The organism is Leptospira ognonensis (assembly GCF_004770745.1).
GTDB classification, from domain to species: Bacteria; Spirochaetota; Leptospiria; order Leptospirales; family Leptospiraceae; genus Leptospira_A; species Leptospira_A ognonensis.
In genome coordinates, this window is sequence record NZ_RQGD01000046.1 from 334,390 (window position 1) to 350,025 (window position 15,636).

16 protein-coding genes are annotated in these 15,636 nt (G+C 39.2%); 10 read left to right on the forward strand and 6 right to left on the reverse strand.

Going from position 1 to position 15,636, the window contains the following annotated elements; translation table 11 throughout:
- Window position 1 precedes the first annotated feature (1 nt).
- Window positions 2-679 (reverse strand): TRAP transporter TatT component family protein, encoded by a 678-nt coding sequence (locus EHQ58_RS17730; protein ID WP_135625377.1) that lies wholly within the window; start codon window positions 677-679, stop codon window positions 2-4.
- Window positions 680-791: 112 nt separating this feature from the next.
- On the opposite strand from EHQ58_RS17730, the gene EHQ58_RS17735 reads away from it, so the two are divergent.
- Entirely contained in the window at window positions 792-1,931 is a 1,140-nt protein-coding gene (locus EHQ58_RS17735) for a lysophospholipid acyltransferase family protein (protein WP_135625379.1), read from the forward strand.
- Window positions 1,932-1,996: 65 nt separating this feature from the next.
- Here the strand turns inward: EHQ58_RS17735 and EHQ58_RS17740 are convergent, their stop codons facing one another.
- Window positions 1,997-2,218, reverse strand: a complete 222-nt coding sequence (locus tag EHQ58_RS17740; protein WP_135625380.1) for a DUF1858 domain-containing protein — start codon at window positions 2,216-2,218, stop codon at window positions 1,997-1,999.
- Between the two features lie 64 nt (window positions 2,219-2,282).
- Between EHQ58_RS17740 and EHQ58_RS17745 the strand changes: the two genes are divergently transcribed.
- On the forward strand, window positions 2,283-2,684 hold the full coding sequence (locus EHQ58_RS17745) for a 6-carboxytetrahydropterin synthase (protein ID WP_135625381.1): 402 nt from the start codon (window positions 2,283-2,285) through the stop codon (window positions 2,682-2,684).
- A gap of 45 nt (window positions 2,685-2,729) precedes the next feature.
- Here EHQ58_RS17745 and EHQ58_RS17750 read toward each other — a convergent pair whose 3' ends face one another.
- From EHQ58_RS17750 to EHQ58_RS17765, 4 genes are read right to left on the reverse strand one after another with little or no spacing between them, the layout of a single operon-like run.
- Window positions 2,730-3,749 carry a hemin-degrading factor gene (locus tag EHQ58_RS17750; protein WP_135625382.1) on the reverse strand — a complete coding sequence of 340 codons (1,020 nt, stop codon included), beginning with the start codon at window positions 3,747-3,749 and terminating at the stop codon, window positions 2,730-2,732.
- Window positions 3,730-4,530: a heme ABC transporter ATP-binding protein gene (locus EHQ58_RS17755; RefSeq protein ID WP_135625383.1), complete on the reverse strand. Its 801-nt coding sequence runs from the start codon at window positions 4,528-4,530 to the stop codon at window positions 3,730-3,732. The genes EHQ58_RS17750 and EHQ58_RS17755 overlap by 20 nt, the downstream gene beginning before the upstream one ends.
- On the reverse strand, window positions 4,527-5,534 hold the full coding sequence (locus EHQ58_RS17760; protein WP_246047429.1) for a FecCD family ABC transporter permease: 1,008 nt from the start codon (window positions 5,532-5,534) through the stop codon (window positions 4,527-4,529). Before EHQ58_RS17760 ends, EHQ58_RS17755 begins: the two co-directional genes overlap by 4 nt.
- Entirely contained in the window at window positions 5,516-6,349 is an 834-nt protein-coding gene (locus EHQ58_RS17765; RefSeq protein WP_135625384.1) for a heme/hemin ABC transporter substrate-binding protein, read from the reverse strand. Before EHQ58_RS17765 ends, EHQ58_RS17760 begins: the two co-directional genes overlap by 19 nt.
- A gap of 123 nt (window positions 6,350-6,472) precedes the next feature.
- Between EHQ58_RS17765 and EHQ58_RS17770 the strand changes: the two genes are divergently transcribed.
- The 8 genes from EHQ58_RS17770 (at window position 6,473) to EHQ58_RS17805 (ending at window position 15,626) form a co-directional block, all read left to right on the forward strand.
- Entirely contained in the window at window positions 6,473-7,216 is a 744-nt protein-coding gene (locus tag EHQ58_RS17770; protein ID WP_135625385.1) for a hypothetical protein, read from the forward strand.
- Window positions 7,217-7,222: 6 nt separating this feature from the next.
- Complete coding sequence (locus EHQ58_RS17775; RefSeq protein WP_135625386.1) at window positions 7,223-7,867, forward strand: HmuY family protein; 645 nt, start codon at window positions 7,223-7,225, stop codon at window positions 7,865-7,867.
- Window positions 7,868-7,879: 12 nt separating this feature from the next.
- On the forward strand, window positions 7,880-10,222 hold the full coding sequence (locus tag EHQ58_RS17780) for a TonB-dependent receptor plug domain-containing protein (RefSeq protein WP_135625387.1): 2,343 nt from the start codon (window positions 7,880-7,882) through the stop codon (window positions 10,220-10,222).
- A 63-nt stretch (window positions 10,223-10,285) separates the two neighbouring features.
- On the forward strand, window positions 10,286-10,585 hold the full coding sequence (locus tag EHQ58_RS17785; RefSeq protein WP_135625388.1) for a hypothetical protein: 300 nt from the start codon (window positions 10,286-10,288) through the stop codon (window positions 10,583-10,585).
- An 83-nt stretch (window positions 10,586-10,668) separates the two neighbouring features.
- On the forward strand, window positions 10,669-11,094 hold the full coding sequence (locus tag EHQ58_RS17790; RefSeq protein WP_246047430.1) for an LA_2478/LA_2722/LA_4182 family protein: 426 nt from the start codon (window positions 10,669-10,671) through the stop codon (window positions 11,092-11,094).
- Between the two features lie 105 nt (window positions 11,095-11,199).
- Window positions 11,200-12,861: a hybrid sensor histidine kinase/response regulator gene (locus EHQ58_RS17795; protein ID WP_135625390.1), complete on the forward strand. Its 1,662-nt coding sequence runs from the start codon at window positions 11,200-11,202 to the stop codon at window positions 12,859-12,861.
- A 54-nt stretch (window positions 12,862-12,915) separates the two neighbouring features.
- Window positions 12,916-14,043 (forward strand): hypothetical protein, encoded by a 1,128-nt coding sequence (locus EHQ58_RS17800; protein ID WP_135625391.1) that lies wholly within the window; start codon window positions 12,916-12,918, stop codon window positions 14,041-14,043.
- A complete protein-coding gene (locus tag EHQ58_RS17805) occupies window positions 14,040-15,626 on the forward strand; it encodes a hypothetical protein (protein ID WP_135625392.1) in 1,587 nt (528 codons plus the stop codon). The genes EHQ58_RS17800 and EHQ58_RS17805 overlap by 4 nt, the downstream gene beginning before the upstream one ends.
- Window positions 15,627-15,636 lie beyond the last annotated feature (10 nt).

Consider the following 15,636-nt stretch of genomic DNA (forward strand, 5'->3'; position numbering starts at 1 on the left):
ATTATATTTTTTCTAAAAGTGCGCTGGCTTTTTGAATGAATGGTAAATTTTCATTTTTATGCCAAGGATCTTCAGGCCAGTTTGAAAGTTTGGTTAAGACTTCTGTTGCCTCCTTTTTTTTTCCCAGGCTGATATAAATTTCTCCCGCATAAATATAATTAAGCGGGAATTCTTTTCCAAATGCAATGGCTTTCTCAAGATGATAAATGGCTTTTTTGTTATCCCCAGAAGAGATCGGCCAAGGTGGAAGTATATGATAAAGCCAGCCAAGAGCTCTATGAGGTGCGCCGTGAAAGTAGGATTCATCCAACTTTAAGCTTTCCTTTAAATGAAATTCGATATCCAGCAACAAAAACAAGCTCGAGAGAATCCCTTTTTCCTGTCCTAAGAGTCCGAGATTTGTACCAAGCCAAAAGTTTGAGATCACACAGTGCGGATCGTTTTTGACTCCCATTTTTGCAAAGAATACAGCATGTTCATAAAGATTCAATTTTCCCGTTTTATCGCTCACCTCACCTTTCCAATAATACATTTGGGACATGTAGCCGTAGATAGGTGCTGGTAAAACGCTAATGGCGCAAAGATCAATTAGCTCTCTTAGGATTAGGTCCAATCCTTCGGGATCGACTTCTCTTTTTTCTATTGATTCTAAAATTCTATTAGTGTCGATAGTTTCCATGCGATAGGAAAAAGAATCAGTTGACTGATATTTTTGAATATGAAAATTTTTGGTTTCTAATCAATAAATTATGAAGTTGCCAGCTAAGATAGATTACGTGTTCCTAAGGCACATGACAGAACAAATATTCTCTAAGATCAATCATGTTTATTTTAGAGCAAAAGTTTTAAATCATGAAAAAATTGAAAATCGAAAGAAAAAACTGCGAATCTATTTTTCCAATCACTCTGGTATGGCTTTCCCGTGGGATGGAATTGTTTTTAATACTTTGCTTTGGGAGAAAAATAACTTCGAACAAGGTGGATTTCCGCGACCACTCATCCATCCTATGCTCACGCAGAACAGAATCAATAATCCGTATTTGATCGAAGATTTTTGGCACAAGGCAGGATGCGTGGATGCTACCTTAGAAAATTTTGAAGCGCTCTTACAGGACAATCAAGACGTTCTCATCTTTCCGGAAGGCGTCGAAGGCATCGGAAAAGGATTTGAAAAGCGATACCAAATCCAAAAATTTTCCACTTCCTTTCTAAGGCTTGCTCATCGTTATGATGCCGAACTTGTTCCTGTTTATACTGTAAATGGAGAATTTCTTCATCCATGGGCATATAAAAATGATAAATTGAATCACTTTGTCCAAAAGTTTGGTTTGCCTTTTTTTCCGATTTCACCTTTTTCTCCGTTGGCAGGCATCTATCCTTGGATGTACTATTTTTCCTTCCCAGCTAAGATGCATTTCGTGTTTGGCGAACCTATTTTACCGAACGAACGGTTCTCTTCCTCTCACTCGATGTTACCTCGCTCAGAGTATATAAGAATTAGAGATGAGGTTCAGGAAGATTTTCAGTTCCATTTGAATCAAAATGTCTCCTTATATGGTGATGACCCATTTAACTTCAAAGAATTGTTTGATAAATTGAAGTTATTACCTGAAATGTCCCTTTACTTAATTCCCTTCAATTGGCCGATTCTTATGACGGCACTCGTAAAAGAATTTGAGAAGGGAAATCTATTGGAATTGAAATTCAGCGCGGGCGAACTTTTGCGAATCACCTTAAAACATTTGGATGCTTATGCGTTTACCTTACCGTTTTCCTGGTTGCCCATCCTCTCTCAAAAAGATTACTCATTTCTTGACCTTTGGAAAGGAATAGCGAAATGGCTGGAAGAGGAGCTTCACTTGAATGGAAAAGAAAAGTCGCATGGCCTTCACAAAGTACATGGACTACTAGCTGAGGAAAAGGATCGATGAGTAGAAAGGAAAAACGCATCCCGATTTAGAAGACTAGCTTCCAATCGGGTATCAGAGGAATAAATCTATTCTTCGGAAAACAGATTGTTGAGTGAGTCGATCAAAGTCTCAACTTCAACTCCGTATCCCATGCAAACTTGTTCAATCGTCTCAACTTCGTTAATGGAACAATGCGAACAACCGCCCAAATGATAGCTTGAGAATACGAGACCAGCCTCTGGGTGGATCGCAATGGCCTCACCAACGGTCATTTCTTTATAAAATCGGGGTTTTACAGCTTCAGTCATCTCCGGACTCCTCAAAACGAAATTATCTATACAAATAATAGACTCTGTCTTATTCGTCAATGGAATGTTTCAGGAAGAATCTGGTAATTTTTATGTCCGAATCGAAGGAAGATTCGAATCGGCGCACTTTCTCTATGATTACTTCCCCGATGGCTCCGATGAGCCTATTCATGGCCATTCCTGGAAGGTAGAGGTATTTTTGACAGGTGAGAGAAATATCGGCCCGGATGGCATCAGTTACGATTTTCTTACGGCAAGAACCAGGCTTTTGGAGTTAGTTCATAGCATTGATCACATCCTAATCAATGACCATGCTGATTTCAAAGGGATCAATCCAACTTCTGAGAATGTGGCCAGATGGTTCTATCGCGGACTCAAGAACGAAGTCACAAAAACGAACGGCCGAATCAAACGAATCGTGATTCATGAAGGACCGGAAAATCTAGCTTTCTTTGAGCCGAGCTAAGAAAGGAATCCTTTCGTGTCAGTCGGGATGCTGCGTCGATATTTTTCAATAGGAATGGATCAATTTTTCCCAACTTTCTAGCTGCGCTTGGCCTGGTTTTCGTTTTCCAAACAACTGTAGAATCAAAACGCCATCGTCTGCGAACAATTCGAGAGAAGAAACAATGCCATCCACCGTGGGTTTGTCAACAATCCATGTTTCTGAAACTAAATCTTGTCTCAAATGAAGATTAAAATCTGGATCCAGTACGTTAAACCATGGTCCCATCGTTTCTAAACGACTTACCAAACCCGTGTGAATTTGGATGACACCAATGTTTCCTACAAATATCATCACCTCTTGTTTGTTATCCGAGCATTCTTTTAATAATTTCGCAAAAGTATCGTTCTTTACCTTTTTCGTAAATTTTTCAGAGGCAAAAGTTAAAGCTTGTTTTCTATCTAAATCGTATTTTTTTAATAATCCAAAAAAATCGTGAGTGTCTTTTAGGTTTGACCAATCGTTGAGAAATTCATTTGACCTCGTCGCATCAAATGTCTTAGCATTGAGGACAGAGACTGATTCTTGAATCTCAATTTTTAATGATTCTTCCGCGATCATAAGTTTTTTAAGATTTTCCCAGGCTTTTAGGATAGATTTTCCTGTAGCGTATATCTTATGTACTGACTCCCCGTTTGAGTCAAAAAATTGAAAACTTCTGAGAATACCTGATTCTCGTTTTTCCTCCACATAAAATCCATAAACCCAATGCTGAAAAAATATTCTCAAATCAATGTCGTCTCCTGTTACTAGTCCCATATTACCCGTAACGGTTACATTCTTAAATTCGCCTTTTCGTTCATGGACACAACATTCATTTCGCGTCAGGACCATTACATATCCGAGTGTAGGAGTCTCCCTTAAAAAAACTGGCCATTCATTTTTCAAAGAATAAACTCCATTTCCAAAACGTGTAGTAAGCAGTTCTACCTCACTGACGCCTAATTGTTTTGCAGCATCCCGAATTCTTAAATTAGGTACGTCTAATTTTAATTTTTCCCATGACTCAGCTAAAGCTACGTTCATAATTTGTTTCCTTCATTTTGTTTTTTGGTATAAAAAAAATTCCTTGTTCAGTCCAGATCACTTCTAAATTAACTCCATAAATTTGTTTTAATAGATCAGGATCGATTAGCTCTTTTGGTGAGCCACTTACGAATATTCTGCCCTCTTTAATGAATGTAATTCGATCCGCATATTGGTAGGCAGAGTTGAGATCATGAAGAATCAGCATTACTCCGTAGCCTTTTTTTGCCATCTCAGCTGAGATTTCAAGTAGCCTAATTTGATTTGCTAAATCCATGCCCGCGGTTGGTTCATCCAATAGGAGATATTTATATGGCTCGTCCCAGATTTGAGAGAGTACTCTCGCATATTGTGTTCTCTGTTTTTCTCCGCCAGAAAGAGAAGAATAATCTCTGTTTTTAAAATGATTCATATCAGTTAGGTGCAAGGTTCCATTGACCGCGATTGAGTTTTTTTCTTTTTCAAATGGAAATTGAATGCGACCCAACTCAACGACTTCTGAAACGAGGAAGGGAAAGTTTAATTCATAATCTTGAGTTAACACGGATCTGATCAAAGATAGATCCTTAGGACTCCAATCGCGAAGATCTTTCCCGTGCATTTGGACAGAACCAGAAGTTGGTTTAATATCACCACATAACAGTTTAAATATTGTAGATTTGCCTGCCCCATTTTGACCAAGTAAAACGTGCAGTTCTCCCGGAATGATCTTAAAATTTATATTCTTAACGAGTGATTTCTGATTGATACTATAACTTACGTTATTTAATTCTATACTCATATTTTCCCTTTTCGATTTTGGTAGAGTATAAATAAAAAAAATGGGGCACCGATGAGGGCCGTGATGATTCCTACGGGAATTTCAGTAGGTGCGAGAATCGTTCTTGAGATTGTATCACTGAGGAGTAATAAGCTTCCGCCTAATATATAAGTAATGGGTAACAAAAACTTATAATCTTGACCTATCAGCAAACGGACCATATGTGGCACTACGATACCTACAAAGTTTATGGTGCCCGTCAAAGAAACCGCAGCCCCGACAGAAATTCCAATTAGGACCAGAGATAAATTCTTTAAACTTTCAACAGAAATGCCCAAGTGGAAAGCCTGAGGTTCACCAAGTGAGAAAGCGTTAAATTTCCTGTATAAAAACGGACTAAAAAAGATTGGTAGAATTAAAAAAGGACCAAAATGGCCGATCGAATTCCAATTTGCACCTCCTAAACTGCCTAAATTCCAAAACGATAAATTGCGAAGTTGAGCATCATTCGCAATATAACTTAATAAGCCAATGGCAGAGTAACAGATGGCATTCACAGCGATACCAATCAACAGAAGATTATAGACTTCCGATTTTCCATTTTGACGTGCTAAAAATAAAATGGAAAATCCTGTAACGAGGCTTCCAAAAAATGAAAAGACCACTAAACTCCACATGCTCGATAGAAAAGGTAAAAAGTGTCCGAATACAATGCCTACTCCTGCAAATAAGGAAGCACCGGCGGTGATACCCGCAAGACCAGGATCGACAATCGGATTTCGAAACAATCCCTGCATAATGGCACCCGACCAAGATAGTGAGCCTCCTAACAGAAGAGCTAAAACAATTCTCGGTAATCGGAGATTGATAAAAATCTCGTGCATAATCGTCCCACGTGAGTAGAATAGAGTGTAAACATCAATCTTATACACTCCGGATAACGCAGCGATAGGTATCAACGTTACCATAACCAATAAAGACATTAGCAGTAAAATTCTTCGTTTGATTAATCGATCATTTTCCATTTATTACCTAACTCTTTCAATGCATCGGGAAGTCTCGGACCAAAGCCAAGCAATAGTAAATCATCCATCACTATATAACTTTTATTCATTCCTGCTTTCGTTGTTAGAATGCCTGGAATATCCCAAAGTGCCTTGCCTCCACCTAGCATATCGTAAGAATGTTTTGTGATTAGAATCACATCTGGATTTGCTGATACCAACGATTCGGAAGTTAAGGGCTTATAATCAGTAAAATCACCGACTGCATTTACAGCTCCAGAAAGTTCTATCATGCTCGCGGCTGGAGTGTTTGTCCCCGAAACAAAAATACTGGAAGCATTTCGAGAGTAGAGAAAGAGAACTTTTACTTCTTTTTGCAGTTTCGGTTTCTGAAAGGATTTCATTTTCAATTTAAATTCTTTGAGTAAATTCTCACCTTCTTTTTGTTTGCCGACAAAATTTGAAATGAGTTTTATTTTATTTTCGACTCCATCGGGAGAGTTTACTTCGGGAACAATGAGCATGGGTAGGGAAAGAAGTTTTAACTGTTCGATCGTACTCGGTGGACCGGCCGTTACTGTTCCTATAAGGTGAGAGGGTGAAAAAGAAAGGATCCCTTCTGAGGTAAGAGTTCTTTGGTAACCCACTTTATTGATTTTTTGAGCGAGAGCGGGATAAGAGGAAGATGTATCCACACCGACAATTTGTTCGCCGAGTCCAAGTGCAAAAAGGATCTCAGTGGTTGAACCATTGAGGGAGACAATCTTTAGTTTCGGCTGGGCTTGTAGAGAGACGGTCGTAACACAAAGAAAAAAGGCGGTCAAAGTTCGTATCATTTCGCCATTTCCTAAGGAAAGGAAATGCTTGTCAATCCTAATTGAGATTGAGAATCAAAATAAGTTTGACAAGCAGGAGTCGGCTTTATTTATTGAGACTTATTCTCATTTAGGAGGGTTCCCATGAACCACAATCAGACCATCTCTCTCTTTCTCTTGCCCCTAACTCTTCTGCTCTTTTTTGTAAATTGCCAAGGAAAAGAGGACAACCAAGGCATGGAGACAAATGTAGCCATCCTCGGGATTTTGAATGCCCAAACGAAAGCCACTGAAGCTGCTGCTGCCGCAGCAAAGGTGTGTGAAACAACAATTGATGATACATACGCATCAGGTTCTTACGTCTCGTTTTGTTCACCAACGGCAGGAACGGGTAAGTTCATCCGCATAACAGGCGTAAAAGCACTTGGAAACAATGGCTACTTATATTTATTTTTCGGTTATTCGGCGACACCAACTTCCGTAACTCCTTCGTCAACAGGTCAGTACCAGTTCGTCATAGGAAAATCTGTATCTAACACCAACCCATTTGCCTGGTTTCGTAATTCAGAATATGGAAATTACCAAGGAGGGCAAACTTTGAGTGGTGCAAATCCAAGTCTGTCCCTTTCTTCCGAAAAAGAAATCTGCATTAATTTATCTGGAACCGATGTTGCTCCCAAGGTAAATTTTTGGGTAACTGGAGTTAATAATGCAGATTGCCAGTCAAAAACAACTCTAACTTCCTCGTCAGCCATCATCGAATATAATAGTTGGCCTTTGACTACGAATGTTTTTTCGAAATCCTCAACGTCACATTACTTTCGTTTGAGCAGTACCGCACTTTTGACAGCTTCAAAGATATTCGTATCTTCTGATAGCATACTTTAGTAGATCATGAAAAAATTATATATTCTTCAGATTGTTTTCGTTTTGGTCTTCAATTGTGTCGGAGAAAAAAAAGCAAGTGATGATACACTTGCATCCGCCCTACTATTAGTGTCACCTGCGTCTGCAGGATCAACGAATGCATCGACTTCGAGTTCAGGTTCGGTTGAAACAACTTTAACATCTGGAGTTTATACAACGGTTGCCAATGCCAGCTCGACTTCGGAATGGGTGTACGTGAGCCTTAAAGAAGGCGGAAAAAAAGCAGATTCGAGTACACAATGGGATATTCGTTTTAAGAGGTTTGTCGTCAGTGCAAATAGTGGAACGAGTGGCGCTGGTTCTGGTGGGTCATGTGATACAACAAAAACGAATCTCTCTGATGCGAGCATAAATGTTTCCAGTTGTACGATTGTAGTCGATTCCATTCAATCTCAAACCGGAGACGGAGGTTTTGGAAATGCAAGTGATAGTGCCAGTCCCTCTATGTTTAGCTGGTATAATTATGATGGAAACACCCATTTACTTTCCACTAAAAGATTAGTTTATTTGGTAAGAGGTAGCGAAGGAACTAACTACCTTTTACAGATATTAGATTATTATAGCTCGGCTGGTACTAGTGGTTATATGAAATTTAATTGGAAAACACTTTAATTTTTAAATTAAATGAATAGACTATCTCGATCTGTTCTAACTCTTCTTCTTGTTTTATCTGAAAATAATTTAATTGGACAAGGAGAGGAGGATTCGATAAGGAACAATGCAAATACAATAACGGTCACTGGTACTAGGCGAAAAGGCTTTCTGAAAGACTCTACGATTATGACCGAAGTGATAGGACGCAAGGATATTGATGCTATGGGTGCCAAAGATATCTCTGAAACATTAGGTAATGTTCCGGGGATTGAAGTAAGGCCAGCTCAAGCAGGAGAACGTGGCTCTACCGTTAGGTTGCAAGGATTATCTGCTCAAAATGTTTTGATTCTTGTTGATGGCCAGCGAACAACTGGCAGATTCAGTGGAGCCATTGATTTGACTCGATTCAAAGCAGATGATATTGAACGAATTGAAATTGTAAAAGGTGCATCTTCAGCACTTTATGGTTCCGATTCAATTGCCGGTGTCATCAATATCATTACGAAGGAAGCAAAGCAACCGTTATATGCTGAGTTTAGAACTCTTTCGGGAACAGGAAATCAACAATATTTTGGGCCGTATTTAGATTTTCGAAACTATGCAACGGTTGGCGCAAAATCTGATAAATTAAGTACTTTGTTTACTGTAGGATGGCATAAGGGAGAAGGTTATGATCTCACGCCAGATGCCACATCTGGTCCAAGAGTTGGCAGAACGGCGTCATTAGCACCAGGCTATAATCTATATCCAAATGATACTTCATTTCTGTCCTCATATCTTTTAGCGACTCGGATACCGTCTTATCACCCTCCACTCGAATCGACAACGGCAGGTGCTTTTAATGATTTAAACCTATCAAACAAATCTACAATCCAAATCAATCCCAACCTACTTTTAACAACAACTCTGTATTACCGGTATTTACAGCAGGCGGCGGTCGATGCCGTGCTTCCTCGAACTGTTTTTGATCGGACAAATAAAACTTATGATGTAATGGGAGCAGTCAACGCAGATTGGAATCTTACCCAAAAGACTAATTTAAACTTAAACATCAATCATTCTCGATTTCAAGATTTGTATTTGAATGACCAACGAAAGTCAGATGAACTAGACACACAACAACGCACCGACAATGGAATCACTGAGGTTCGTTCGCGAGTGGATTATAAAATTAATACCAATCATGTAACCTCCTTTGGAGTAGAAAATTTACAAGATCATCTATCGTCTGCTAGAGTGTCTCAGGATTGTAAGAGGAACTTTCCTTACATATGTCCCGAGGATTTAAACCCTGATTTTGGGAAGGGACAATCTATCAACGGCAATGTTTATCGCTTTCGAAATGCAGTATTTATTCAAGATGAATGGAGGGTTTCGGATTCACCACGGATTCAAATCGTTCCTGGAATTCGATATGATCACGATTCGATTTACGGTGGAGAGTGGTTGCCAAAACTTGCCGTTCGTTATGATCTCACGGAAAAAATACGAGTTCGTTTGGCAAATGGATTGGGTTTTCGTGCACCGAGTTTTCAAGACCTTTATTTTAATTTTTTAAATCCAGGTGTTGGGTACAGGGTAACTGGCAATCCCAATTTAAAACCAGAATTATCTCGAAGTTATAACGCTGGTTGGGAATGGGATATCAGTAAACATTTCTGGCTGACTCAAAATTTTTTCCATAACAATGTAGATAACCTCATCGGATTTCGGACAAATCCTGATAGAGACAATTCTGGTTTGTTAGTTTATCAAACTTCAAATTATAAAAAAGCGACAACCTCAGGATTTGAATCTTCTCTCCAAATCCGAGTGAATGAAATGATTTCGTCTGGGATTGGTTATACTTTTACAGACACGAAAGATGAGACTACTGGATTGCCACTGGAAGGTAGAGGTCCAAATCGTTGGAATCTAAATATTAGAATTGATGAAAAACAATCGGGCGTTAGTCTCTCTGTTTTTGCTGTTGTATTCGGAAAACAAGCATATTACTGTGTGAAAAACCCGATTTGGTGCAATCCAGATCTAAGCGAAAACTTTCAAACCTTGGAAACTGCAATCAATGCGGAATCACAAAGAATCATTCAGAATACTTTGGCAAATATTCCTGGTCCGATCTCTGATTATTGTGCACAAACCAATCAATCTCATTGTACAACGGGGCAAACCTTCGGGTACCGAATGGTAAATCCTCATACAAATTTAAATGTCAGATTGGCTCAGAAATTTTTTACAAATTTTCAATGGTTCGTAGGTATCGATAATGCTCTGGATGCCTGGGATACGACCTACAACCCTCAAAAACCAAAATTTATCTATTTTGGGTTAGACGGAAAATTTTCCTTCCAAGAAAACGAGAAAAAAATCTGAAAATGAAACGTCTATCGTTGATTTTTAATTGTCCAAACAAGAAAACTCCTCTACATTCGAATCATGAAACGATTGTTTTCGATCTGTCTCCTTTTTGGTTCTAGTTTGTTAGCAGAGCAACAAAATGGCATCGGCACACCCGGCTCCGGGATCGGCGATGCTGGAAATGGGATAGGATCCCCAGGAACAAATATTGGTAATCCAGGAAATGGAATCGGCGGTCCAGGATCTGTATACCCTAACCAAGGAAATACGAACAATCCGAATCCACCAGGCGGGACGAATGACCACCACCACAACCGAAATGGGCATCCAAACGGCGGGGGAAGGCGCCATGGCAATGGAGGAGGAAGGGGTAGGTAAATCAGTTTTCACCTTCAAATATTCTTTCCTTAAATTTCCGAGGTAACTTAAATTGGCTACATAACAGATTTAAGGAAATGGAAATGCATCATAAAACCAAAACTCTACTTTTCGGCCTGACTTTACTTTTTTTTGTCGCCTGTGGCAAATCTTCCGAATCTCCAGAAGCGAAATTAAAGGATCTCGTTCCAAAATTTCAAAAAGCAATGTGTTCTAAAACCATTGGCTGCACAAAAGATGAATTTGCAAAAATTCCTCCTGAGTATAAGAACATGATTCCTGCGTTCATGCAGTCCGAAGAAAAGTGCGTCGCATTCTTTGATGAAAAGATGAAAGAAGGCGAGAAAAAAAGAATCGAAGAGAAAAGAGAAATTACCGCAGAACAGGTACAAGCTTTCGAAACATGTATATCGGCAATAGAGAAAACTACCTGTGATACCTTTAAAGGGGCCAAAGGCAACGTTTCCATTCCTGGTTGCGAAGCTGCTCAGAAGTTTTCAGAAAATTAATAAGGAATCCATAATTCAATGTTTATCCTTTTCGGTAGGCATTGAATTCCGCTCTTTTTTCGAGGTGACAAAGAAGGAGTGGAGGCATAACTTTTAGTTATCCTCATGAAAATTGCACCGCTACCTGAAAATGAATTTGAGCGTCTTGAAAATCTTCGTTACCTTGAGATTTTAGATACGATCAATGAGGAAATTTTTGACAACATCGTGCAAATTGCCTCTGCAATTTGTGAAACCCCAATCGCCCTCATCAGTTTGATTGATGAAAAACGACAATGGTTTAAAGCTAGAATTGGTCTAGATCCACCAGAGACTCCGAGGGATGTGGCGTTTTGTGCGCATGCGATTTTAGGAGAAAGTCTTTTTGAAATCTCTGACTCACGTAAAGATGAGCGCTTTCATGACAATCCCCTTGTTACTGGGAGTCCGAATGTTGTCTTTTATGCAGGGCAGCCCTTAAAAACATCTCAAAATCATAATATAGGAACTCTCTGTGTTTTAGATAACAAACCGAAAATCTTAACGGATGTGCAGAAAAATTTATTAGAAAAATTGAGCAAACAAGTCGTTCAGCTCATGGAACTCAAGGTAAAGGCATCGGAGTTGGAAAATGCCCGAAAGGAAGCAGTGGCGGCCAACCAATCGAAGTTAGATTTCATCGCGGCCATCAGTCATGACATTCGAAACCCATTGAATTCACTCTTTGGTTTGGCCGATATCCTCGATATAAGTGAAACAGATCCAGAAAAAAAAGTCATTATCTCACAGTTTAAAAATTCGGCCGATGTCATTTTAAGGATTGTAAATGATATCATTGACCTCTCACGTTTTGAGTCCCAAGGTCTCCAAGAATCGAATCGAATTTTTGCTTTAGACCAAACACTTGTTTCCATTCTTACTTTTTTTAAGTCAGAAGCAAAACGTAAGGGGATCGAGTTTGATTTTTTTCGAGCACCCGAAATCCGAAATTTTTATTTTAGCGATGAAAGAAAGATCGAAAAGATTTTATGGAATCTTCTATCAAACGCATTTAAGTTTACTTCCGCAGGAAAGGTCAGCTTCCGCATCGAAACGGAGGATAAAGATTCTACGGGTTGTAAAATAAAAATTACAATCGAAGATACAGGTCCTGGGATTGCCCCAGAAGTTTTGCCAAATCTATTTCAGAAGTATGCAAGTTTTTCACCTAAAGAAGTAGAGATGGCGGGTAGTGGGCTCGGCCTTTCTATCGTACAATCTTCGTTAAATGCGCTTGGTGGATCGATAGAAACTTCCTCTCAAAAAGGTGTGGGAACGAAGTTTGTCATCAAGTTACAGTTGCAGCCAGGGTTGGCCACCTCAGAGATTCCATCGAGTAAAGAGGAAACACTTTCCGAAGAAATTGTAAAAAAGAGGATCAGAAGTATTCCAATTCTAGTTGCTGATGATAATGAAATGAATCGAAAGATTTTGCTGAATTATCTAAAACCTTTTGGTGCAATCTGTTCAGAAGCGAAAACAGGATTCGAAACGGTGGATTGGGCAAAGGAAAATAAATCAGGGATATTATTTGTGGATATAGAAATGCCAGGTCTTTCGGGCGTGGAAGCGATACAAAAAATAGAACGAAAACAAGAACACCAATTTACATTTGTAGCATGCACTGGACTTTGTTTGCCTGAAGAAAAAGAGAAGATAATGGATGCAGGTTTTGATTTTTATATTCCAAAACCGTACAATAAGAATTTAATTCGCGATGCGATCGTTCATCATTTACAGAGATTTTAGTATGGATTCAGATTCTGTAGTAAAATTTCTCAACGATTCGTCTTATTGAATAGGATGAAAATAAAATATTTTTTCTCTTATCTACTTCTCCTTTTTTTTGGTACAGTCACATGTGTTCATAAAAAAGATCAATCTGCATTGCTTTTATTACTATTAGCATCGTCACAAAACTCACCTGCCCCATCAGCAGATGGAACCACGCCGCAGGCACCAGGTAACAGTGGTGAGGATTCTGCGCCACAGGCAACACCTCCGACAGAGGAAACTGTTCCAAATTCTACTTCCGTGTCCTTGCGAGTGGACCGGTTTGAGAAAGGCCTAGACATTTGCCCTCTGTTTGGTGGAATGCTTTTGAGTTTTCAATCAGGAGATAGGGCAACTTGTAACGTAGATACGCTAAATCCCTCGTGTGCAAGAGAAGCAGTTCATAAGGAAGACTCCACTCCTTATACCATTGATCCGCGGAGCATGGCAGGGTATACGTTTCCAATGGAGCAGACAGGAGCAACAATCACATTTCCAACGGATGCCAAATCGGTTGCGTATTGTTTTTCTAGGCCCCAATTCGTTGGCACTGATATCAAAATGTCGGCTTTTCGCAATCGGACATCAACTTCACAGGAATGTCTGGGTTTGAGTCGGGGGCAGTGGTGTATCGACAGAATCCCATTGTTCTCTCCAACAATGATGATCATACCTTCAGAATTTCCAATCGTTTCTGCAGGTCGTTCCAATGGACACTGGTCCCAATTAAAATATAAGACTCCCGAAAATATATTTGTAACATGTCGTTATGCGGGAGAAGTAACGAGTTCACCGATTCTCTCTTATCGGGCCTCAGTCGTAGACGCGGAGCATAAAAAAGGTTACTGTGTGAAAACGACAGTTGATTATTTTGAAACTGAGTCCGGCATTTGGGTTTCCGAAGAACGGATCCCTGTCGGCAGTAAGGTAGTTGCGATTTCAGAAGTGATACTGGAAGTTAATAATTGTGCCAATAAAACATTCACGAAAATAGAATGGAATGTTGCAGGCTGGGCACCCGAGGATAGTTCGTATCTACCTTTAGAAACAGATATGGCAGGTATATTCGAAAAGCCTTATAATATCGGAACAATGATGATCATCATTGTGTTATTCAGCATCATTATTTTTTGGAGAAGAAAAAAGAGAGTTAGATGAAGAAAATAAGTTCGTTTATTCCTTTTATCTGCTTCTTTGCCTACCTTTCGATTTACTTTTTGGTTTCAACAATCGCAAACCAAGATAATTCGGAAGGAAGGTACCTTCTATTCATGGATGAATTGATTTCTTACGATCAGACTCATCGTATCCTTCAGCCTCATGGTGGAATGGATTTTCTTTATCAAGCGCTAGATGGGGACGACCACCGGTATGGTAGGCCGATGTATTGGGCATTGTCCTTATTTTCAGCGATCCCATTCCACCTTTTCGGGGAGTCCGGTTTGATCCTTTCGAATCGGATCCTACTTTCGCTCTTTACTATAGTATCCGTAATCATTGCCGCACTCTTAATCCTAAAAATTGTTAAGCGAAACTATTCTCTTTATTTTTTATTTCCACTCGTTTTAGTTCCTACTCTCCCTTATGCAAGTTCTATCCCTAAACCAGAACCATTTCTATTGTTTTTCCTATTACTTTTTATTTTACAATTTTATCTAAATCGATTTCGATATGGAGTCTATTTCCTGTTACTCGGCGTAACGTTTTCACTAAAAATTTCGACATTGCCATTTTTATTATTTGCATTAATTTATCCTTCGTTTGCCTATTTTATTCAATTTCGCGAGATCCCTTTTAAGGAATTCTTAAAAGGGGCGAGTTGGACTTTTCTCGGATTTTTGATATGCACACCTTACCTTGGTATGCTGATTTATGGGGAATGGAGTTATTTAATTAAGTATTTAAACTGGACTTTTTTTAATACGGGACACGGAGTCGATGACTTAACGGTTTCCTTTAAGGATTGGATTGGGCTCATGGATAGGTCATGGTCTGGCTACTTTAAGGGTTCCTTCTTTATCTTTCCTCTTGCAGCCATTGGAATCTATATTTCGAATTTTAATTTTAAGAGATTTCCTTCCCATCGAAAGGATCAGCTGTTATTTTTTCTTCTGGTCTCTTCGCTTAGTTTTATCCTTCCGATTCTCCTATTCGTAAAGCGAATTTGGTTGCATTACCTACACATAGGTTTGTTTTTGCTCTTCACTTTTTCTTTGATTGTCCTTTTGGATCTCTTTCGGAAATCCATGGATAAATCCAAGTTAGGTTCTATCTTGGTCGCCATCATTCTCTTTTTCCCTTTAGTTTCGGTTCCTAGTGTTCGGGAGGAGTATGAAATTTTAGCGAGAAGAACGGAAAGGGAATGGCATAAAACGCAAGTTCGAAAGTATAACGACATTGTAAAATTTTTTGAGGGTAAGAAGAAACCATCCGTTCGTGTTTTTTATGATCCTTTGCTCTTTTCCATTGAAGGAAAATTTACAAATATATATACTGAAGAGTTTTGGGGTCCCTTCTTTCATTGGGAGAGTAACTACGATTATGTGGTTTTGGGAGATCAAAAAACGTACCTTCCCAATTTCCAACCAAATCCAGATCACGCAGATTTTAAAGACCTACAAAGGGCCAAGAGCTTATTTATGATGCATGTTCTTAAAAAAGATAAGCTTCCTCATTACCATCGAGCCTTCCAATCGGATGACGGTCTATTGATCCTAGAAAATTCCCAGATTGAGCCATAACAGATTTTGA